Source organism: Sphingobacterium lactis (genome assembly GCF_051951495.1).
Lineage (GTDB): Bacteria > Bacteroidota > Bacteroidia > Sphingobacteriales > Sphingobacteriaceae > Sphingobacterium > Sphingobacterium lactis_A.
Genome location: NZ_JBNHAS010000002.1, coordinates 472348 through 496247 on the forward strand (window position 1 = coordinate 472348; position 23900 = coordinate 496247).

Below are 23900 nucleotides of genomic sequence, written 5' to 3' on the forward strand. Positions count from 1 at the left end.
AATCGTTAGGTATTTCTTATTCGTCACGTAATGTTTTTACGGGATTGACCATGGCTGCTCGAATGGTTTGTAGATTAACGGTTATTAACGTGATTATTAAGACAGTTAATCCACTAAGGGCAAAAAACCACCATTTTACTTCGATTTTATAGGCAAAATCTTCCAGCCATTTATTGGATAGGTACCATGCTAAAGGACTAGCAAGTAGGGTTGCCAATAGCACCATCAAGACGTAGTCTTTAGCGAATAGATTACTGATATTCGCTATTGAAGCACCTAATACTTTACGGATACCGATTTCTTTACTGCGTTGTTCTACACTTTGTATCAGCAATCCTGTGATCCCTAAAGCAGAGATGAAAAGTGCTAATCCGGAAAACAAAGTAAAAAGCTGCGCTTGTTTAGTTTCTTTTGCATAGGCTTGTTGATAAAGATCGTCAATCCATTCATAAGTTAACATTCGGTTCGGGTAGAATTTATCCATCACCGCACCTATTGCTTTTGAGGAAGTTGCTTCTTGACCTGCTTTTAACTTAATTAAAATGCTTCCTGAAGATTCCAAATTCATTGCTACAATAGCTGTATTGCCGATGGCTTTGTGTAAAGATTGGCTGTGAAAATCTGCTATTATGCCTACTGGAATAAATTTTAGTTGAGGGTGAAGGAAACCTAGTTCGGTAATGCCTAGTCGTTTTGCTGTACCTTCAGTAAGGAGTACATTTCGTATTTTATATTCTTCTCCATCATCTTTGCCCTCACTAATTCCATCGTAATCAGCAGAGGTCAGGTTTCGGCCTTTTAGCAATTTGAATCCAAGAATATCAGGTAAATCTTGGTCTGCTGTAATGAAATTGACATCTATTCTATTGCTTTCATCCTGAGGATCTGGAATCTGTTTGGAAAAATGACCTGTCCCTTGGCTGGGAACCCAACGTGTAATACTGACTTGCTCTACACCACTTATCTTTTCTAGTTCTGCTTTTACAGCATGTATCTGTTTGCCTAATGAAAAGTAATTGATGCCTAGGATGTTTTTTGTCTTTATACCTAAGTCACTGTGTTGAACTAAACTGATTTGGGATTTTATGGTTATTAAGCCAATTATTACAATCAATGAAATAGAAAACTGTAGTGTAATAAGCCCCCTTTTTATCCATACTTCGGATTGATTTCCTGTTTTGATTTTATTCCTTAAAGCATCGGCAGTTTTAATATTGGAAATCATAAAAGCAGGGTAACATCCGATTAATAGACTTAGTAATAGTATAACAAAAAAGCTTAAGCCTGCTAGTAAAATCAGCTTTTCTTTTACAAAAACCAGTTGAAAATCTAAGTAGGACGATAGTACCGGCAGTATAAGTAGAAAAAGGCCGAAGGATATGATCCCGGCAATTCCAAAGATGATAGAAGTTTCTAGTAGTAGAGATTTGATTAATTGACTACGTTTCGCACCGAGTACCTTATGAAGATGTATGGATTTTACCTTCTTGATGGTTCTAACCGCATAGATATTTATATAATTGATACAGGAAAGTACCAATACCAATAAAGCCACGGAAAGAAATATCAAATTAGTTTTTTGGTTTCCACTTATTTTCGAATCTCCTAGAGGATCCAAATAGATATCCGTTAAGGGTTGAAGGCTAAAATGTGTTTTTAAATGGGCGTCATTTGTTAAAAATTCACGGTACCATTTGTTGACTTTATTTGTCAACTGCTGAATATCTGTTCCAGGTTTAATATGGATAAACTGTTGGAAATAGAATCCACCACCATCGGCATTAAGTGGCATATTGGGTCTTCCAATGAGTTGAATGATGGAAGTGCGAAGAACGGAGTTATAAGGCAAATCAGCCATGACACCAGTGATAATGTATTCTTTTTGTTCTTCGGCATATGGGTCAGCAGATAATAGGATCTTACCAATTACATTTTCATTTGGGAAATATTGATCCTTGAACGATTTGCTAATCATGATATTCCTTTTTCCTGCTATTCTGGTTTTAGGAGTTCCTTCTAACACATGGATATCTAATAAATCGAAAACATTCTCTTCTGCTTCCAAACCCTCAAATTCTTTGGTATTCGGATCATCAGGGTTCAAGTTTAAGTAGATACTGTTATCTCGGATATGAGAAGCGGATTGGATTTCTGGAAAATTCTTCTGTAATTCATAGCCAAAGTTGATATAGGCCTGTGGGTTACTATTGACCTGACCAAGACTGCTATCTTCTGTGATAACGCGATAAATCTGCTCAGACTTGGACCAACTCTTATCGTATGAATTCTCCTCGATTATTACTGAGAAAACTAAATAGCATAGAACAAAACCAATACTCAAACCAATAATGTTGATGATACTATAGGTTTTGTTTTTTAAGATATTACGGAATGCAAGCTGTTTCATATGGTTTGATATTTCGTGCTGTTATTCTTTTGGTTAGTTCTATGATCTTTATACTAGCTGTTTCAAGTACTTTGCCATAAATGTAAGTAATTGGTAAGTAGGTTGATAGGTGTAAAACGCCGAACGCCTACTGTTCGATAGTGAACAGTAGGCGTACGGTTGTGGACAATAGTTAGAGAGAGGAATTCTTATGAAAAATTCAGTTGCATAAATTCATGTTTTTTGAAATGAGTTGGGAATGAAAATTCAAGTTGAAAAATCTATTAATGAGTATTAATTGGGTAATGATCGATTAAAAATGGATCAATTCATTTGTCCATAATCGCACGAAAACTGTTCGATTCCGAACATTGTTTAATGGCTGTATTAGTTGTAATGTTTTGAAATATAGGTAATTACTGTTGTGGCATTTAAATAGGGATGATAAATTTTGTATTCTGAATTTGAATGGAATGTAGCAATAGGGATGTCAAAATACAATGGATATCTAATTTTGATAAAACATGATTACAAACAATATTAAAACAGCCTGGCGGAGCATCTTGAAGACGAAGTCATTAAGTTTCATCCACATATTGGGTTTAGCTATTGCCTTAGCAACGGCTATAGTCCTGTTTCTCACTGCCCGATTTGAGCTTTCTTACGATAGTTTTCATCAGGATGTTGAACGCATAGGTCTATTGTACAGTAAGAGTCAACCTGAGCGAGGAATTAAATACAATATCGCCATGCCTGCACCTCTAACACCTCGGTTAAAGGAGGAAATCCCAAGTATCACATTGGCAAGTAGGGTAGCCAATGGGAATGTTATTCTTCGAAATGGGGAGAAGCAATTGGAATCTACCAATAAATACGTGGATGATGATTTCTTATCCATTGTAAGTTTCCCGATGTTGCAAGGTGATGCAAAGGCATTAAATGACTTAGGGAACATTGTATTGGATGAAGACATGGCAACCCGTCTATTTGGTCAAAAGGATGTGCTAGGTAAGCAGGTTGAGGTTTTAGAAAACAATACTTGGGTACCAAAGACCATAACGGCTGTATTGGAAACTCCTCCATATAATTCTACCATTAAGTTTAATAGCTTAATAAATTTTGAGGCAAAACCTGGTTATGCTCAAGAAAAGGATGCTTGGGATAACTCAAGCCACAATGTCATTGTAAAACTAAAAGATGCTGCAGTTGATGATGTAAAGTTCAGTAAAGAGGTTAAAGCTTTTACAGAACAATATTATAAAGATGCCATCAATAACTTGAAAAGAGATGGGGCAACTGCTGATAAGGATGGGAATTACTATTCCTTACATTTAATTCCTCTTACCGATTTTCATTTGAGTGATCTTGGTTTTGGTAATGGGCCACCGGCTTATTACCCGTGGATTTTATTGGGGATTGCAGCCTTATTGGTATTTATTGCTTGTTCAAATTTTATCAATCTTTCTTTAGCAAATTCACTGATTCGTAGTCGTGAAATAGGAACTAGAAAGACATTGGGTGGAACAGTTAAGCACCTGATTATGCAACTTTGGACAGAAGCTTTTTTACTTTGCTTGATTGCCCTAGGCTTAGGTTTGGTATTGGCAGGATTACTTATTCCAGAGTTTAATGCCAGTATGAAATACCATCTGAGCTTGATGGACTTAATTAGTCCTTCGAATTTGATGCTCTTTTTAGGGATGTTTCTGCTGATCACCTTATTGGCGGGAGGTTATCCTGCATGGAAAATTGCGAATAGCAATATCATAAATTCCCTTAAGGGTGGCTCTTCTGTAAAGTCTTCAAAGCTTCGAAATACACTTACTGTATTGCAATTCAGTATTGCGATACTATTGATTGTTTCTACGATTGTTATCAGTTCCCAATTGCATTATATCGCTAATCGACCATTGGGATTTAATAAGTCTGAAGTGATTTCCATTCCAATTGGAAAGGGGATTGATCATCAGGATGCTTTAGATAGGATGCGTGTTGCTTTGGCTCAAGAATCCAGCGTCAAGTCAGTATCTGGTGCAGATATCAACATGGGAATGGGGAATGATGGAACCTCTCGGAATAGTGTATTTGGATTTACACAGGAGAACAGAGAGTATTCCACCAATTACATGCGAATAGACTATGACTACCTAAAAACATTGGATATTAAATTGTTGGAAGGTCGTGATTTTGATCGGAAATTTGCGACAGACAGCAATGCCATCATCATCAATAAACAGATGGCTATGCAGTTGGGTGGTGTAGATAAAGTGCTTGGAAAGTATCTGGATTTGAATGGTAAATCACAGGTAATTGGCATCATCGATGATTTCAATTTTCAGAATCTGAAGAAAACAGTAGAACCATTAACGATTTCGGTAAATCCAAGTGTTTTTGAAGTGGATTATATTTTCGTTCGTGTGTCCACAGATAACTTAGCGCAGACACTTCAGCATATCGACCAGATATGGAAGAAAATAAATCCTCAGGCAAGCATATCACCTACCTATTTGGATGAGAATACACAGAATCTTTATGAAGGCGAGCGTAAGTTTTCCAATATCGTAATGACAGGTACAGGGATTTCGATCTTTATATCCTGTATGGGTTTATTTGCTTTGGCATTGCTAACTATTAATAGACGGATTAAGGAGATTGGTATTCGTAAGGTACTTGGTTCATCGGTAGGTGGTTTGATTATGTTGTTGTCAAAGGATTTTATGAAGCTGGTCTTGATTGCCTTTCTGATTGCTGCTCCTATTGCCTGGTTCTTTATGAACAGCTGGTTAAAGATGTATGCTTACCGAGTAGGGATTCAATGGTGGATGTTTGCATTGGCAGCAGTCATATCCGTTATTATAGCTTGGAGTACCATTGCTTGGCAAACATTCCGTGCCGCTAGAGCAAATCCGGTAAACAGCTTAAGAGATGAATAATACCAATATTTAACTAGTTTGAAAAGAGGCTGGAGATGTAAACCAAATTTCCAGTAAATAATCCCCTTAGGTAAACTGAGGGGATTTTTTAAGTAAAAATTCTTTTGTTCGCCAGCGCACATCTACTGTTCGAAAGCGAACAGTTAAATATTTCAATGGACAATATAAGTGTTGATTTACAGTGTTTTGTGTTTTTGGCACAACCTTGTCTATGTAATTTATAAATACAAGGAAATTAATCAATGGACAGACCGATAAAACAAAAGACCTGGAATTCAAAACGCATCATGATGCTTGCGGGTATAGTGGGAATAATAGCACTAATTGGTGCTAGTTATTACTTTACCAGTGGCAATAGTAAATTGAATGTGGAGGCGGAACGTATCAGCATTGTGGAGATCAAGGAAGGAAGTTTTCAAGAGTTTATTCCGATTAATGGAATGGTTCAACCGATCAGCAGTATTTATTTGGATGCTTCTGTAGGCGGCCGTGTAGAGGAGAAATACGTGGAGGATGGAGCACATCTTCAAAAAGGTGATCCAATCATGCGTTTGTCGAATACAGATATGGAATTGGGATTAATTCAACAAGAGACTCAGGTATTGAATTTATTAACACAAGCACAGATTGCACAAACCAATGCGCAACAGGTTTCCATCAATAACAAAAACCAGATGGCGGATGTGGAGCAAGCTTTAAAAGAAGCAGAACGTGTATATACTTTAAACAAGAAATTATTGGCTGAGAAGGCTATTGGATCACAAGAATATCAAAAATCATTAAACGAGTATAACTATCAAAAAGAACGCGTGGTTTTGACCAAACAGATCTTGCAACAGGATGAGATCTCAAATAAGCAAAAATTAACGCAGGATAGAGAAACATACAAGCGTACGCAGAGTGCTTTGGAATTAACACGTCAGAAAGTTGGTGACTTGATTCTACGGGCACCGGTTGATGGTCAGTTGACTTCCTTTGATGCAGAGATTGGTCAAAGCAAACAAGCTGGTGAACGTTTAGGGCAAATTGATGTATTAAGTGGTTTTAAGGTTCGTGCGGATATCGATGAGCACTATATCAATCGTATTTTCCCTGATTTGCAAGGTCAATTTACAATAGGAGATAAGACTTACGACTTGCGCATCAAGAAGGTTTATACGCAGGTAAAGGATGGCCGTTTTCAAGTGGATATGGAGTTTGTGGGTGTAAGACCAGAGGGTATCCGTAGAGGACAGACGCTATCGATCCGTTTAGCATTGAGCGATGAGACCAAAGCGCTATTACTTCCTAAAGGAGGCTTCTATCAACAGACTGCTGGTAATTGGATCTTTAAATTGGATAAAAATGGAAATACAGCTTATCGTGCTGATATTCAATTAGGACGTCAGAATCCACAATATTATGAAGTAATGGGCGGATTAAAACCTGGGGATAAGGTTATTGTTTCCAGCTACGAAACTTACGATAAAATACAGGAATTAAATATTAAGAAGTAAAGAATTTACCAGATAACCAATCTAAAGAAACGAATAATTATGATTAGTAATTTCATTAAATCGGCTTTTAGAAACTTATGGAAAACCAAAGGCTATAGCTTTCTGAATATCTTTGGACTTGCCTTAGGGATTGCGGTTACCGCGTTTATATTCTTATGGGTGGAAGATGAAGTAACCTACAATGCTAATTTTAAAAATCAAGAGGATATTTATATCGTAAAATCTATTCAGAAGTACGATGGCCAGACTTTTGTTTTTGGAGCCACACAAGGTCCACTTGCAGCTGCGATTAAAGAAGAGATCCCTGGGATTAAGCATGCTGCTCGTTATACCTGGGGGGACAATATGCTGTTTAATAATGGCGAAGATAAAGTAAACCAATTTGGCTATTATGTAGATCCTAGTTTTATTGAAATCTTAAGCCCTGGATTTGTAGAAGGTAGTCAGAAAACAGCATTTACACAACTGAATAATATTGTTTTAAGTGAATCTGTTGCACAGAAGTTCTTTCCTGGAGAAACGGCGCTAGGCAAGACAATAAAGCTAAGCAATGGGGAGTCATACATCGTATCAGCTGTAACAAAGGACTTTCCACAGAATGCCGATTTACGTTATGATTTCTTACTTGATTTTAAGAAATTTGAATTAGCAAATGAGTGGCTCAAGAGTTATAGCAGCAATGGACTACAAACTATTGTTCAAGTAACAGAGAATGCTGATTTATCGCAGATAAACAAGCAACTATTGAAATTTGTAGAGAAGAAAACCAATGGTGAGGTGACATTCTCCGAGAATTTTCTGTACCCAATGTCTCGTTGGCACTTATATGATGTTTTTGATTCCAGTGGAATTGAAAAAGATGGCGCCATTAAGAATGTTCGTTTATTTAGTACAATCGCCTGGTTAATTCTCATCATTGCCTGTATCAATTTTATGAATTTATCTACAGCACGTTCTGAAAAAAGAGCTAAAGAAGTAGGTATGCGTAAAATTGTCGGAGCTACTAAACGTTCATTAATCTTTCAGTTTTTAGGGGAGTCATTAATATATGCCTTTGTTTCAGGGGCACTTGCTTTATTCTTTATTTGGTTAGGATTAAAGCCATTTAATACTTTAATCGGTAAAGAATTGGAGTTGAACTTAGGCTCTAATTTACACTTAGGTTTTTTTGCAGGTATTATCTTGCTCTGCGGATTAGTAGCAGGTAGTTATCCTGCATTTTTCTTATCCTCCTTTAAGCCATTGAATACGCTGAAAGGTGGTACTAGTCGATCGCTATCCGCCGGACTTGTTCGCAAAATATTAGTAGTTATACAATTCTCTGCTGCCATCATTTTGATTATTGCGACTTCCATTATTTACATGCAGATCAATAGTGCAAAGAATAGGGATGTTGGTTTTGACAGAAGCCAAGTTATCACGACGAATTTACGTAGTGACATGACCAAGCATTTACCTTATATCAAAGATAAATTACTGGCTACCGGAGCAGTAGAAGCAGTAGGGGTTAGTAAGGAAAGCTCCTTAAGGACAGGGTCTAACACAAGCAATTTTGACTGGGATGGTAAGAATAAAGATCAATCTATTCTAATTAACTGGACAGTGGTTGATGATGATTTTATTCCTGCTTTGAGTATGAAAATGGCAGATGGCCGTAATTTTAATATGCAGAACGTTGGTGATAGCACTTCCGTAGTTGTGAATGAATCATTTGCCAAATTGGTGAAACCGGATGGGCAGATTGCAGGTCAGGTAATCCAAATGAATGGACAGCCTATAACCGTGGTTGGAGTCGTAAAGGATTATGTGTATAATAATGTCTATGCCAATATAGAACCGTTAGTCCTGTTTCCATTTTATGAGACAGCAGGTGTATTGAATATTCGTACAAAAGCTGGGGTAGATATTCAAGAGGCTATTCAGAAAATTGAGACCGTAATAAAAGAACAAAGTCCTGGATATCCTTTCAATTACCGCTTCCTGGATGAGTCTTTCAATAAGATGTTTTTCTCAGAAGTATTACTTCAAAAATTAGCTAGCTTATTTGGCGTCTTAGCCATCATTATCTCTTGCTTAGGCTTATTTGGATTAGCATCATATGCTGCCGAGCAACGCGCTCGTGAAGTGTCTATCCGCAAAGTATTAGGCGCCTCCGTATTTGGCTTGGTGAAAATGTTGAATAAAGAGTTCATTCTATTGGTCGTAATCTCTTGCTTAATTGCCTTTCCAATTGCCTATTTCTATATGAACGATTGGTTGAAGAACTTCCAATACCATATCAATATACCGTGGGCTATATTTTTCATCTCCGGATTGGTAGCCATCGCAATTGCCTTGCTCACCATCAGCTCGCAAGCTTTAAAAGCAGCATGGAGCAATCCAACAAAAACATTAAGAAACGAATAATTAGATACCTATCATTATAAACATAGAAACACATGATAAAAATAACCAACCTGCAAAAGTTTTACCGTACCGAAGAGGTAGAGACGGTGGCCTTGAACAACGTGAATATCCATGTTAAAGAGGGTGAATTTGTTGCCGTAATGGGGCCTTCGGGATGCGGTAAGTCTACCTTGTTGAATATTGTAGGCCTATTGGATGATTTAGATGAGGGTAGTTACCTCTTTAACAATATTGAAGTTGCTCAATTCAAAGAGGGCAAGCGTTCAGACTTACGTAAGCATAACATCGGATTTGTATTTCAGAGTTTTAATCTGATCGATGAATTAACGGTATTTGAAAATGTCGAGTTACCATTGGTCTATACCAATGTTCCGGCAGCAGAACGTAAGCGAAGAGTAGAGGAGGTGTTGGAGAAAGTGCAGATTATGCATAGGAGAAATCACTTTCCGCAACAGTTATCCGGAGGTCAACAACAACGTGTGGCAGTTGCTCGTGCCGTAGTCAATAACCCAAAGCTAATTTTGGCCGATGAGCCTACAGGTAACTTAGACTCCAGCAATGGTAATGAAGTGATGCAATTGCTCACCGAACTAAACGAAACAGGAACAACCATTGTCATGGTTACTCACTCAGAGCATGATGCCAAATTTGCTGACCGCGTTATCCGTATGCTGGATGGACAAGTGATTTTGGAGACTGCCGTTGTGTAGAATTGAGATATGAGACCGCTTCGCTATTAGATATGAGACAAAAGACAACAGATTTTAGACAACAGATAGACTGAGATATCGTATAAAAGGATTTTTTTGTTGTTTAATAGGTTGTAAATCAATGTCTATAACTTCTTTCATAGGTCTAAATACTATATACTAACTACTAAATACTACTCAAACATGAACCTCAAAATAGCCATACGCAATCTGAAGAAGAATAAAGGATTCACTGCTATCAATATGATAGGATTAGCCATTGGTATGGCTGCTGCCTTATTGATTTTATTGTGGGTAAATTTTCAATTCAGTGTCAATAGAACTTTTCCGAAGGTGGATCAATTATTTGTAGTTGGTACTAAAGCACCATCTGACAATGGTATTGCCGCTTGGTTTTCTATTGCTAAACCATTAGGTCCAGTACTTAAATCAGATATTCCTGAAATCAAGGATATGACACGTCTAAGTTCAGCAACAGGATTTTTATTTACTGCAGGTGAAAAGAAATTATTCCCAGAAGTAGGTGCTTTTGTAGATTCTAGTTTCTTATCCATGTTTGATCTACCGGTGTTTACAGGTGATGTGAAACAAGTATTGAAGGATCCTAATCAAATCGTACTGACTGAAAAGTTAGCTAATGATCTCTTTGGAAGTACAGATGTGGTTGGTAAAACACTTCGGTTAGATTCAGCAGCCTTACTAACCGTATCTGCAGTATTAAAAGACATTCCACAAGAAATCGGATTCGCAGGATATGCTTATTTCCTTCCTTGGACCTTTATGGAAAAAGCAGGACTGTCGGATAACCATTGGGGAAATAGTTCTGTACAAGCATTTGTGGAAGTAGAGAAGCAAGCTAATATTCCTGCCATTCAAAGTAAGCTGAAAGATATTGTGTCTAGACATTCTGATATTAAGGTAGAGACATTCATTAAGCCAGTTTCGGATATGTATCTCTATTCCAAGTATGAAAATGGAGAGGTAGTAGGAGGAAGGATCAGCATGGTGAAGACTTTCATTCTTATCGCTGGATTTATCCTTTTGATTGCCTGTATCAATTTTATGAACCTAAGTACTGCTCAAAGTGAAAGACGAGCAAAAGAAGTGGGTATTCGTAAGGTAGTAGGCGCGCAGAAAAAGACATTGATTTTTCAGTTCTTATCCGAGTCCATATTGATGGCATTGATTTCAGGTGTTATTGCCTTACTGCTGGTGGTCTTATCCCTTCCAAGCTTCAATGATCTGGTAGGACAGAAATTCCAAATACCATTTGCTGATTATAAATTCTGGGCATTATTCCTTGGTTTTATACTATTAACCGGTGTACTTGCTGGTATTTATCCTGCATTTTTCCTTTCCTCTTTTACACCAATAAAAGTATTGAAAGGAAGATTTCGTCAGATTCAACATAAAATAAATCCAAGAAAGATTTTAGTAGTGACTCAATTCTGTGTGGCCATTGTCTTAATCGTGAGTACACTGGTTATCCGCAAGCAAGTGCAATATGCGCAGGATAGAGATTATGGATTTGAACAACAGAATCTGATCTATGTATCCGAGGTAGGTAAGATTGCAGATAATTCGGTGTCTATCAAACAGGCCTTATTGAGTCGTAATATTGCCCAATCTGTAACTCGTATGATGTCTCCCATAACTGAACGTTGGAGTGGTTGGGGTGGATTTCTATGGGAAGGGAAGGATCCTAATGATGATACCCAATTCAATAGGCAAACTGCTGATGATAAGGTGGTGGAAACTGCTGGATTTGAATTGGTAAAAGGTAGAGATTTTGACCTTAGTAAATTCCCTACAGATTCATCTGCTGCTATCATTAATGAAACAGCAGCTAAGAAAATGGGATTTACAGATCCTATTGGAAAAATCATTGATGATAGTGGCGACAAATTTCATGTTATAGGTGTTATCAAAGACTTTGTTCAAGAGTCACCATTTGATCCCATTAAACCATTGATTATTGAAGGTGCTTCGCACTGGATGAACACCATGCATATTCGTTTCAATCCACAGCTTTCAACCAAAGAAGCTTTAGAGCGTACGGAGCAAGTCTTTAAGGAATTCAATTCAGAATATCCATTTGAATACAGCTTTGTCGATGAAGCCTATGCGTTGAAGTTTAAGGAAATTGAAAAGACAGGTAAACTAGCTACGCTTTTTGCTGGCTTAACGATCTTTATCTCTTGCCTTGGTCTGTTTGGACTGGCAGCATATATGGCGGAAAGTCGTACCAAGGAAATTGGTATTCGTAAAGTATTGGGAGCATCGGTATTCAGTGTGACTAGGATGCTGTCTAAGGAGTTTTTAATATTGGTAATCACTTCCTGCATTATCGCATTTCCAATAGCCTATTGGGCAATGGATAAATACCTGGAAGACTATACCTATCGCATCAACATCAGCTGGGGAATATTCATCCTAGCAGGAGTCGGTGCGATATTGATCACCCTGTTAAGTATCAGTTATCAATCCATCAAAGCTGCTATCGCTAATCCGGTAGATAGCTTGAGGGATGAGTGAGGAGCCCTGCGGGCAGTATTTAGTATTAAGTAGTTAGTATTTAGACCTATGGTGGGAGATTAGATATGAGATTAGACAAAAGACAAAAGACATCAGATGTCAGAGATTGAAATAGGAAATAGAAAGAATAATAAATTAAAACCAAACAACAGAAATCTAAAATACTGAGCTGACTAAAAGTCTAAAATCTGATGTCTGATATCTGTTGTCTAAAAAAAGTAACACAATAGCAATCTACCATACAGAGCTGACTGCAAAGTCTAAAATCTGTTGTCTGATATCTGTTGTCTAAAACCTCTAAACATGTTCAACTTAAAAATTGCTTGGCGAAGTATAAAGAAGAATAAGTTCTTCTCTTCCTTAAATATCTTAGGCTTATCCATTAGTTTGGGGATTGCTTTGTTATTGATTGGTTATTCGTTTTATGAATTGAGTTTTGATAAAATGTATAAGCATTCGGATGATATCTATCGTGTGACGATGAAAACCAGTCCGGAGTATAATGATGAATATTGGCCGCAATTGCCAAATTCAGTAGGTCCTGCAATTCAGCAGGAAGTACCTGGAGTCATCAGAAATGCACGTATGGTACGTGATGACTTCGGTGCCAATGCATCCATTCAAGTAGGGGAAAAGAATTTTGTGGAGAAAGGGATCTATTTGGCAGATTCAAGCTTGTTCTCCATGTTTGATTTCCAGTTTGTAGAAGGGGATAAGGCTTCCGTATTCAAAGAACCAAAAAGTATCGTGATCTCTCAATCCAAACGAGAGAAAATCTTTGGAACGGGTCCTGCTATCAATCAACTTATTTATTTAAATCAACGTGATACCCTACGGGTAACAGGTGTATATGAAGATCTAGCTACGAATAGCAGTCTAGATTGTGAAATGGTTTACAATATCATGGACTCTTGGATGGGTAAGAATGTTTATTGGTCCAATGCCAGTTATGAAACCTACATTCAATTGGATGCGACAACTCATGCAGACCAAGTAGCAAATTTAGCTACTGCATTGATCGATAAGAATGTCAAGAAAGAAGATCAGTATTTTGTGCAATTCCAATTGCAGCCCAACACGAAGGTACACCTGCATTCCGCTCATTTACGTGAAGGGATAAGCAGTAAAGCTGGAGATTTCAAAACGGTTAAAAATTTACTTTATTTGGCCGGCTTGATTTTATTAATCGCCTGCATCAATTACATGAATCTGGCGACTGCACGTACGACCAATTATGCAAAAGAAGTAGGTGTCAATAAAGTACTAGGTGCCAGTAAAGGGCAGGTGCGCCTGCGTTTCTTTACGGAGACCTTTTTAATAAGTACCATATCCATTGGATTGGGACTTGTAATCAGTATTCTAGTTGTACCTTTCTTCAATCAATTAACTGGTGCAAACTTAACTTGGACATATTTATTCAATCCTTTGGTTCTGCTTACGGTACTATTGGTATGGTTTGCTATCACTTTAATCTCTGGTAGTTTCCCTGCATTTTATCTTTCCAGCATTAGTTCGTTGAACTTAATGGGTAAGGGAAAAGGAAAGAATAGCGGCTTGGTAGAACCAGCCAGAAAAGGATTGGTGGTATTCCAATTTACATCCTCTATTATCTTGATCATCTCGGTGATTATCATGATCCAACAAGTTAAGTTTATTGAAGGAAAAGATATCGGATATGAACCACAGCAATTGTTGTCGATCAGTAATAAATCCATAAAATCAGAAGCTAATTATACTGCTTTGGTAAATGCCATTCAACAATTGCCGGCAACTGTATCAACAACAGCCGTACAAACAATTCCTGGAGCAAATGAAAGTGGAAAACGCATTGCCAAATTTAATGCTCCAGATGCAGAGGGGATGCCTGTCTACACAAATACAGTCGATGGTCCGATCTGTAAAACATTAGGTCTACACTTACTAGCCGGGTCAGATCTACCAAAAACCTTGAGTCCAACAGATACGGTCAATTACATACTCATAAATGAAGTTGCACAAGCTTACTTAGGGTACAAAAATCCAGAAGATGCTATTGGTCAACTTGTGCGAACAGAATCTGCAAAGAACACCATAATCAAAGGGGTGGTGCGCGATTTTAATTACAGCAGTTTAAAAGAAAAAGTAGGAGGCTATTATTATTCCAGAATGAATAGAGCCTCTGAAAACACGCGTAATTTGTTAATTCGATATGAAGGAAATCAGCAAAAGGCATATCTAGATCAAGTAGAAACAGCTTTCAAGAAACATATTCCAGATGTTGCATTCGACTATACTTTCGTGGACAGCTATGTAGACAAACTATACGAGACTGAGCGTAGAACCAATCAAATCATTATAGGATTCTCTGTCTTAGCCATTGGCATTGCCTGTTTAGGATTGATGGGCTTAGCAGCATTTACTGCAGAACAGCGAAGCAAAGAAATCGGTATCCGCAAGGTATTAGGAGCATCGGTATTCAACATTAGTAAAATGCTTTCAGGAAGTTACGTCATATTAGTCATTATTGCCTTCTTCATCGCCGTACCGATTGCCTATTACCTCATGAATGAATGGCTCAGTAATTTTGTTTATCGCATTGAAATCCATTGGTGGGTATTTGCCATAGCAGCAGCTATTACTTTAATCATTACAGTTTTAACGATCAGTTTCCAAACCATCAAAGCCGCCATCGCTAATCCGGTGGATAGCTTGAAGGATGAGTGAGGGAGACGACAGATATAAGACAACAGATATAAGACACCAGACAACAGATTTAAGATAACAGACACCAGACGTCGGACAATTTTATTAGAAATTAAACACAACAAAAATGATTTATAAGATTAATATAAAACTTCACGATAGATTAGACCAGAAAAGTCTATTATCTGTTGTCTATCATCTGTTGTCTCCAAATTCATATCTCCTTCCCCCATGCTTCTAAAAAATAGCCTCCGCCAACTCATGAGGAATAAGCTTTTCAGCATCCTCAATATCCTGGGACTAACCATAGGAATTAGTGCCTGTTGGGTAATTTATAAATACGTCAGTTATGAGCTTTCCTTTGAGAAAGATCTACCTCAGAAGGAACAGGTTTATCGCTTACTGAGCCACTTTAAGGCAGATGGTAGGGATGAGTTGTTTTCGGGTGTTTCACGTCCTGTATATGCCTTCTTAAAGGAAAATTCAATGGGATTAGATGAGGTAGTGGCACATTATCGGTTTTTTTATCAATCCGTTACTATTCCTGAGGTGGCAGGTCAAGAGAAACGATATGAAGAACCAAAGTCTGGTGAAACCGTATTTATTGAGACCGACAAAGATTACTTTGATTTGGTTAATTACAAGTGGTTGGCAGGCAATCCACAGACTGCATTAAATGAACCTCATCAAGTTGTTTTAACAGCATCAAGAGCTAAGCATTATTTCCCTAAATTATCAGAACAGGATATACTAGGAAAAACAATTGTATATAACGATTCGATTAAGAAAGTCGTATCTGGTATTGTGGCAAACCTAAGTTATCCATCGGAATTTAATGGTCAGGAATTTATCTTAATTACTGAAAGAGATCGTGATAAGACTTTGATGGCATGGTCAAGTACAAATGGCGCTGACAATATCTATTTGAAGGCAAAAGATGAACAGACCCTAAAACATGCCTTAGCTCAGACACAGAAGAAACTGGATGCTAAATGGCAAGCCATAAAAAAGCAAGAATTAGTAAGTTTTGATTTTATCAGAACCTTAGAGTCTATGCCTATTCAAGAATCGCATTTCTCCACCCATATGAAAGAAACTGCAATAGCCAAAACAAGCTATAAGGTCATCTATTCTCTAATTGGCGTGGCGCTATTCTTGCTGATTTTAGCCTGCATCAATTACATTAATCTGACGACGGCACAAATGCCTCAGCGATATAAAGAAATCGGTATCCGTAAGACCTTAGGAGGTTCTAAAAGATCACTGGTACTGCAGGTGATGACAGAGACGGCAATGATGGTTTTGGTTGCTGCATTCTTTTCCATATTTGTCTCCCGATTAGGTGTTTTTCTGCTAGGTGATTTAATTTCTACTAACACCAAAAATTACCAAGATATTGGTTTATTTATTGGCGTTATGGGGATTATTCTCTTAGGGAGTATAATCGTTGCTGGTCTATATCCGGCATGGATGATGAGTCGCGTTAATGCAGTGGATATTTTCCGAAATAAGGGACAAGTACAAGTTGGATCTGAAAAAATGAGCCTGCGTAAGGCAATGATTGTTTTCCAATTTATCATTGCTCAAATCTTTATTGTTGGAGCAATAGTCATCGGGCAACAATTGAAATATGTAGTTCATACGGATCTTGGGTTTAATAAAGAAAATGTGGCAGTTATTCAAATTCCCTATAAGACTTTCATGACCCCAAATTTCCAAAGTAAGAAAATGGCCTTATATGAGGAAATCAAGAAAATACCTGGAGTAGTAAAGGCAACTATGGGCGAAATGCCATTGAATAACAGCTTTTCTTCCAATCAGCTGCAATATATTCCAAATGATCAACAAGAACCTATTTCCAAGAATGTATTCTTTAAGACCATTGATCCGGATTACTTGGATTTTTACGATATGAAATTATTGGCAGGTACTGCTTTAATTCCATCGGATACCACGAACGGCTATATCATCAATGAAACTGCGGTAAAAGCATTTGGATTTAAAAATCCACAAGATGCCATCGGGAAATTTATTGGTCAATCAGATGATATGCAACAAATCGTTGCTGTAGTTAAGGACTTTTATGCACAGAATTTCTATAAACCTATTGATCCAATGGCCCTAAGCTATGAAAATAGGAATTTGCAAACCTATAGCATTCGTTTAAATCCAGCTAAGCATAAAGAATGGCCAGTCATACTTGAACAAGTTCACCAAACCTGGAATAAGTTCTTTGCGGCAGATCAATTTTCGGCTCGATATTACGATGAAAACATCCTTGAAATGTATAAGAAGGAGCAACAATTATTTAAGCTCAGCAATATCAGTACAGGTATAGCTATCCTGATAAGTTGTTTAGGCTTGTTTGGCTTAGCGACACTTACTGCATTCCAACGAAGCAAGGAGATCGGTATCCGGAAAGTATTGGGTGCATCAGTCTCTGGGATTGTACGTATGTTGTCCAAGGATTTTATCCTCATGATCCTATTAGCCATTCTTATAGCCTCACCTATTATCTGGTGGTTATGCAGCAAGTGGTTGGACGATTTTGTATATCGCATTGAAATTACCTGGATTCCATTTGTATTAGGTGGTCTAATAGCCCTCCTCGCAGCACTACTCACCATCAGCTACCAAGCCATCAAAGCCGCAAAAGCAAACCCGGTGGATAGCCTGAGGGATGAGTAGGGAGAGGAGACAAAAGATGATAGACATCAGACAACAGACTCTAGATGTCAGATATTAAACAGGATAAAGAAAGAACTAATAAATTAAAACAACACAATAGAACTCTACATAGCAGTATTGACCGAAAAAGTCTAAAATCTGTTGTCTGATATCTGTTGTCTAAATTAAAACAACACAATAGATATCTACATAGCAGTATTGACCGAAAAGTCTAAAATCTGTTGTCTGATATCTGTTGTCTAAAACTGACGAGATGAACTTCAAACACATACTCCGTAAGCTTTGGAAAAATAAGCTATTTACATTGCTAAACATACTTGGTTTGTCCATTGGTATTAGTGCTTGTATGATCGTATTTAAGATCGTAAATTATGAATTTAGTGTTGATCAGAAACATCCGAATAAGGAGTTGATTTACAAATTAATCAGCAATATTACCTTTGAGGGTAAAGCGAGTGGATTTGATGGTGTTCCTTCATCTACTTGGGATTATGTACAAAACAATCTGCCTCAGGTTGAATTAACAGTTCCTTTATTCAACATGTACTATGATGGAATTACCATCAAGAAAGCGGATGATTCAAATGCAGAGTTTTCTTCTGATATCAACATCTATGCAACTAATAAGAGCTACTTTGAACTGGTACCATATACTTGGTTGGCGGGTAATAAACAAGCGGCTTTAAATGCGCCTAATCAGGTCGTGTTAACTGAATCTAGGGCTAAACTCTATTTCCCAAATGTTCAACCTACTGATATCATTGGTCGGGAGATCAATTATGATGATAAGGTATTTGCAGTATCGGGAGTTGTTAAAGATTTGGATTACCCTAGTAGTTTCCAAGGTGTTGAATTTATACAAGTTCAAGATGCACAATGGAAAGAAGAATCTTGGTCATCGTCTAGTTCAAACAATCAACTTTTTATCAAGCTCAAAGATCCTAATCAATTGCCCATAATCAAGGAGAATCTGAAGCTGAAACTAGAGGAAATGACAAAAGTAGCTTGGAAAGATTACGATATCACAGGTTATTTTGAACCGGTAAACTTAAGTGAGTTACATTTTCATCCGAACATTAATAATCATACTGACAAGAAAATTGTCTATGGTATGATTGGAATAGGTATTTTCTTATTGCTTTTAGCAAGCATCAATTATATCAATTTAAGCACCGCATTAATACCAAGTCGAGCGAAGGAAATCGGTATTCGTAAAACCTTAGGTCAAAGGAATGGACGAGTAACCTTGGAATTTATTAGCGAAACATTCCTAATTACCGGTACAGCATTATTGCTTTCATGGCCATTGAGTGTATTGTTTGAACATTTCTTTAAGGATTATTTCCCTGGACAAATCAATGAATATGATTATTTGGGAACAACCGTTATTTTCTTGCTGTTACTGATTTTAGGAATCACAATTTTATCGAGTTTATACCCAACTTATTTAAGTAATAAAGTACAAATTATTGATGTTTTAAAAAGCAATAAAAATGGTAAGCTTTCAATAGGAAGCATCTCACTTCGAAAAGCTTTGATTGTATTCCAATTTGTTATTGCACAGTTGTTTGTCATCGCTACGGTTGTTATCGGTTTTCAATTAAAACATTTGATGTCGACCGATCTTGGCTTTGATAAACAAGCATTAATTACCTTGGATCTCCCGTATAAAGGTGTTGATGGTAAGAAGGACCCTTATACTTTTAAGAAGTTACTGCTGAAACATCCTGAAATAAACTCAACCTCCTTAGGTCATTTTCCACTAAGTTCAGATCATTGGGGTAATAATGTTGAATTTGCTTCTGATACAGGGATTGTTAAAGTAAATATGCCCTTTAAAATGGTAGATGATACCTATATGGAAACTTATGGTCTTAAGTTGATGGCTGGTCGTGCATTGACTCTTGCGGATACAAGTACCGGAATCATCTTAAATGAAAAGGCCATTTCTGGATTAGGATTTAAATCTCCTCAGACGGCTCTTGGTCAAACAGTAACAGTCAGTGGAGAACAGCGTCAGATTGCGGGAATTGTTAAAAACTTCCATACCAAGAATCTGCACATGCAATTAGAGGCAGCAGCATTTTTACCTTCTATAAATAGAGGCTCATTAGGAAGAATAGCCATAAAGCTGAATTCTGATCCTAAATCTTGGAATAAAGCTATTGAAACCATTCAAAAGGAATGGCAAATATTTTATCCTAATACAGAATTCAATTATAAATTCTATGATGAACGAATCAAGAATCTTTACGAGCAAGATTATCGATTCTCCAACATCATCAATCTGTCCTCTATTATCACCATATTGATCAGTTGTCTTGGTCTAATCGGTTTAGTAACTATCAGCACATCGCAACGTACGAAGGAAATTGGTATTCGCAAAGTGTTGGGAAGTACTGTTTCCGGTATTTTAGGTCTTCTTTCCAAAGATTATATCAAATTAATATTCATCTCTATTTTGGTCGCTACCCCAATTGCTTGGTGGGCAATGAACAAATGGCTTGAAAATTTTGCATTCAAGATAAACTTAAGTTGGTGGCTTTTCATTGTTCCGGCAGTAGTCACTATTATTATCGCATTATTCACAATGAGCCTGATGTCCATCAAAGCCGCAAAAGCAAACCCGGTGGATAGCCTGAGGGATGAGTGAGGAGAGGAGACAAAAGATGATAGACATCAGACAACAGACTCCAGATGTCAGATATTAAACAGGATAAAGAAAGAACTAATAAATTAAAACAACACAATAGATATCTACATAGCAGAATTGACCGAAAAGTCTAAAATCTGTTGTCTGATATCTGTTGTCTAAAAACTCTAACCATGAACTTCAAAACCGCCATTCGCAATATCCAGAAGCATAAGTTAATGACCTTAATCAATGTGGTCAGCTTAGCAATAGGCATTAGTGCCACCTTGGTAATTTTTCTTTTTGTGCAGCACGACTATAGTTTTGATAAGCATGTTCCCGATGGGGATAGGGTTTATCGTGTAAATAGCGTAGGAACTTTTAAGATTCCTGGAGTTATGCTGCCATTGATTAAAACCATGGAAGAAGAAGCTACGAATATCGAGTTGGTTGTACCTGTTATTAAAACCTATTTGGAGAAAATTGCTGTACCCAAAGTAAAGTCTGAAGATTTACAAGTATTTCAAAAAGGAAATAAACTAGGTTTTACGAATAGTCATTATTTTGAATTATATCCTTCTAAATGGTTGGCTGGTGATGTCAATCAACTCAATGAACCGCAAAAGATCGTATTGACAGAAAGCATTAAGGACCGTTTCTTTCCCGGACAAACAGCGCAGGATGTAATGGGAAATACCCTTGTTTTTATGGATTCGATTAACTTGCAAGTAGCTGGTGTAGTAGCTGACTTTAAGGAGAATTCTGATTTTAGTTTTCAGGGTTTTATCTCCATGTCAACTATTCCAATGTTCCCTTCTTTAAAAACGATTTTTGCCTGGGACTCTTGGACGAATTATAACGACATTAACAATGTATTGGTTAAAATACCTGAAGGAACTAATCCCGCAGATGTCGAAAAAACAATAGTTGAACTGACCAAGAAGAATAAGAAAATGAATGAAGGATTTGAGGATAAGTTTATGCTTCAACCCTTAGCTGATGTACATTTTAATTCAGATTTCAATTATAACGCGAGTAAACCAGAGACATTAAGAAATCTTATTTTATTGGCTGTGTTTTTACTTGCCCTAGGTGTCATCAATTTCATCAATCTTTCTACTGCACAATCTACCGAACGAGCTAAAGAAATAGGTATTCGTAAGACCTTGGGAAGTACTAAGGGAAAATTGACTATGCAGTTTCTTGTTGAAACCTTCGTCATCGCTTTAACTGCTACCTTATTATCCATTGTGTTAACTCCGATTTTATTAAAAGCGTTCGATGGATTTATACCTGCGGGACTAGAAATAGCTAATTTATTTACACCTCTGGCAGTGGTATTTCTCTTGGGGCAATTGATCATTGTGACCCTAATGGCTGGATTTTATCCTGCATGGATATTAACAGGTTATTCTCCTGTACTTGCCATGAAAAATCAAGCAGGCAAGAATACCAATTTAAGTCGAAGTAATTGGGTTCGTAAATTGATGACTGTTTTTCAATTTGCATTGGCTCAAGTGTTTTTGATCTGTGTGTTAATCGTTGTTCAGCAAGTGAAGTATGTATCCCAACGAGATATGGGATTTGAGAAAGATGCGGTACTCAATTTCTTTATCCCCGGTTCTTACCAAAATTCAGCAAAAGGAAATGTACTAAAGGATAGAATCGCTCAGATACCTGAGGTCCAAAAAGTAAGCTTTGGTAATCATTCACCAGCAGTAATGGGACAAATGACCACCTCTGTTGTATTGGATCAATCGGATGAAAAGGACACCAAACAAATCGATATGCGGAATGGAGATGAGAATTTCCTTTCCGTATATGATATTCCATTGGTTGCAGGCCGCAATATAATTGTCCGCGATTCCCTTCAAGAGGTGTTGATCAATGAGCGTAGTCTAGAATACTTCAAATTCCAGAATCCACAAGATGCATTAGGGAAAACTTTAAATGAAGGGCAGATGACCATTGTAGGTGTGATGAAGGATTTTGACATGACTACCGCCCGCCAGGCTAATCGTCCAATTATTTATTATGGATCTTCTGAGGGTTATGTGATTCATGTAAGGTTAGATAAGCAGCATCCTGAAACTTGGTCCAAAGCAACGGATAAAATTTCCAAGGAATTTAATGCAGTATTTCCAAACGATACTTTTGAATTCAAATTTATTGATGATACGGTGGAAAGCTTCTATACCAAGGATAAGCAACTTTCCAAACTGTTAACATGGGCAATGGGCTTGTCAATTCTAATTGCAGGTTTAGGGCTATTCGGATTAGGTTTGTTTACCGCTAATCAACGAACCAAGGAGATCGGTATTCGCAAAGTCTTAGGCGCTTCCATATCACAGATTATTGCATTATTGTTGAAGAACCTGTTGTCATTGGTGGGGATAGCCTGCCTAATCGCCTTCCCAATCGCTTGGTACTTTGGAAGCAAATGGCTAGAAAACTTTACATATAAGATGGATATTAACTGGTGGCTATTCCCATTATCTGCATTAGGGTTACTATTAGTAGCAACCTTAATATTGCTTTCCAAAACTTACTTTGCCGCAAAAGCAAATCCGGTAAAGAGCCTGAGGGATGAGTGAGTGGGAGACCGCTTCGCTATTAGATTTGAGACAACAGACACAAGACCACAGACGCAAGATTTTTGTAGGGCAACTCAGAATGCTTCGACCCTACTGTTATGGTGGTTAGAATCAATAAAAATCACGAATGTTTGTAGGGGCGATGCATGCATCGCCCGCTATGAAACAATACTTATAATTATTTTATAAATAAAAGTAGTTTCATCACTTTTCTATTGTCATTTTTATGTTTTAAGACTTTGTTTTTGATAAAATTGGTCTATATTGAGTACCTCAAGTAGAGTGTTCACGATTTAGAAAGAATTTTATTTTTTTTCGTTCGCAAATGAAACTTTTGTTCTTATAAGAGTATAATATCGAAAAAAAATTGATAGATATGCTTGCACAATACATTAGGTATAAGAACTTGGCTCTGTTCTCTCTCCAAAATCAATTCTATAAATTCTTATATAAGCTTCAAATTCTTTATTGGAAAAAAGAAAAGGGGTGGCTCTTTTATGGTATAATTGGGTCATTTATACAGTTATTTATCCAAATATTTAGCGCTGTTTTGTTAAATAAGTTGGAACGGCATTCTTTTCCTAAGCTACCTCATCCAATAAATAATTCTTCAAATTCTATAATACAAAATAAAAGCCTGGGACTATACCATTTTAGTTTTGAGATATCTCTATTATTTTATAGCATATTATATTATTTCCTTAAATATTAATAGCATTTAAATATGTTAACCTTATTGAATAAACAATTACTACTTATTGTTTTTTACCTCTTTCAAGTTGTTCATTTAATAGCAAAATTGCCCATTATATTTTTATTGATTTTCGTTTATGCATTT

At 37.1% G+C, this 23900-nt stretch carries 10 protein-coding genes; 9 read left to right on the forward strand and 1 reads right to left on the reverse strand.

The annotated features are described in order from the left end of the window. Window positions 1-16: 16 nt before the first annotated feature. Entirely contained in the window at window positions 17-2407 is a 2391-nt protein-coding gene (locus ACP6L2_RS09730; RefSeq protein WP_440509018.1) for an ABC transporter permease, read from the reverse strand. Window positions 2408-2910: 503 nt separating this feature from the next. Here ACP6L2_RS09730 and ACP6L2_RS09735 point away from each other — a divergent pair. The 9 genes from ACP6L2_RS09735 to ACP6L2_RS09775 all read left to right on the forward strand — a co-directional run bounded on the left by ACP6L2_RS09735 (window position 2911) and on the right by ACP6L2_RS09775 (window position 23062). Next, the gene (locus tag ACP6L2_RS09735; RefSeq protein ID WP_440509019.1) at window positions 2911-5319 is read left to right on the forward strand and encodes an ABC transporter permease; all 2409 of its coding nucleotides are present in this window, start codon (window positions 2911-2913) and stop codon (window positions 5317-5319) included. A gap of 242 nt (window positions 5320-5561) precedes the next feature. After that, window positions 5562-6815: an efflux RND transporter periplasmic adaptor subunit gene (locus ACP6L2_RS09740; RefSeq protein WP_440509020.1), complete on the forward strand. Its 1254-nt coding sequence runs from the start codon at window positions 5562-5564 to the stop codon at window positions 6813-6815. Window positions 6816-6854: 39 nt separating this feature from the next. After that, window positions 6855-9221 carry an ABC transporter permease gene (locus ACP6L2_RS09745; protein ID WP_440509021.1) on the forward strand — a complete coding sequence of 789 codons (2367 nt, stop codon included), beginning with the start codon at window positions 6855-6857 and terminating at the stop codon, window positions 9219-9221. A 32-nt stretch (window positions 9222-9253) separates the two neighbouring features. Further along, entirely contained in the window at window positions 9254-9931 is a 678-nt protein-coding gene (locus ACP6L2_RS09750) for an ABC transporter ATP-binding protein (RefSeq protein WP_440509022.1), read from the forward strand. A gap of 183 nt (window positions 9932-10114) precedes the next feature. Continuing rightward, window positions 10115-12466 (forward strand): ABC transporter permease, encoded by a 2352-nt coding sequence (locus tag ACP6L2_RS09755; RefSeq protein WP_440509023.1) that lies wholly within the window; start codon window positions 10115-10117, stop codon window positions 12464-12466. A 303-nt stretch (window positions 12467-12769) separates the two neighbouring features. Continuing rightward, on the forward strand, window positions 12770-15169 hold the full coding sequence (locus ACP6L2_RS09760) for an ABC transporter permease (RefSeq protein WP_440509024.1): 2400 nt from the start codon (window positions 12770-12772) through the stop codon (window positions 15167-15169). A gap of 240 nt (window positions 15170-15409) precedes the next feature. Beyond that, window positions 15410-17836, forward strand: a complete 2427-nt coding sequence (locus ACP6L2_RS09765) for an FtsX-like permease family protein (protein WP_440509025.1) — start codon at window positions 15410-15412, stop codon at window positions 17834-17836. A 253-nt stretch (window positions 17837-18089) separates the two neighbouring features. Then, entirely contained in the window at window positions 18090-20489 is a 2400-nt protein-coding gene (locus ACP6L2_RS09770; protein ID WP_440509026.1) for an ABC transporter permease, read from the forward strand. A gap of 173 nt (window positions 20490-20662) precedes the next feature. After that, window positions 20663-23062, forward strand: coding sequence for an FtsX-like permease family protein (locus tag ACP6L2_RS09775; protein WP_440509027.1), 2400 nt, complete (start codon window positions 20663-20665; stop codon window positions 23060-23062). The last annotated feature ends 838 nt before the right edge of the window (window positions 23063-23900 follow it).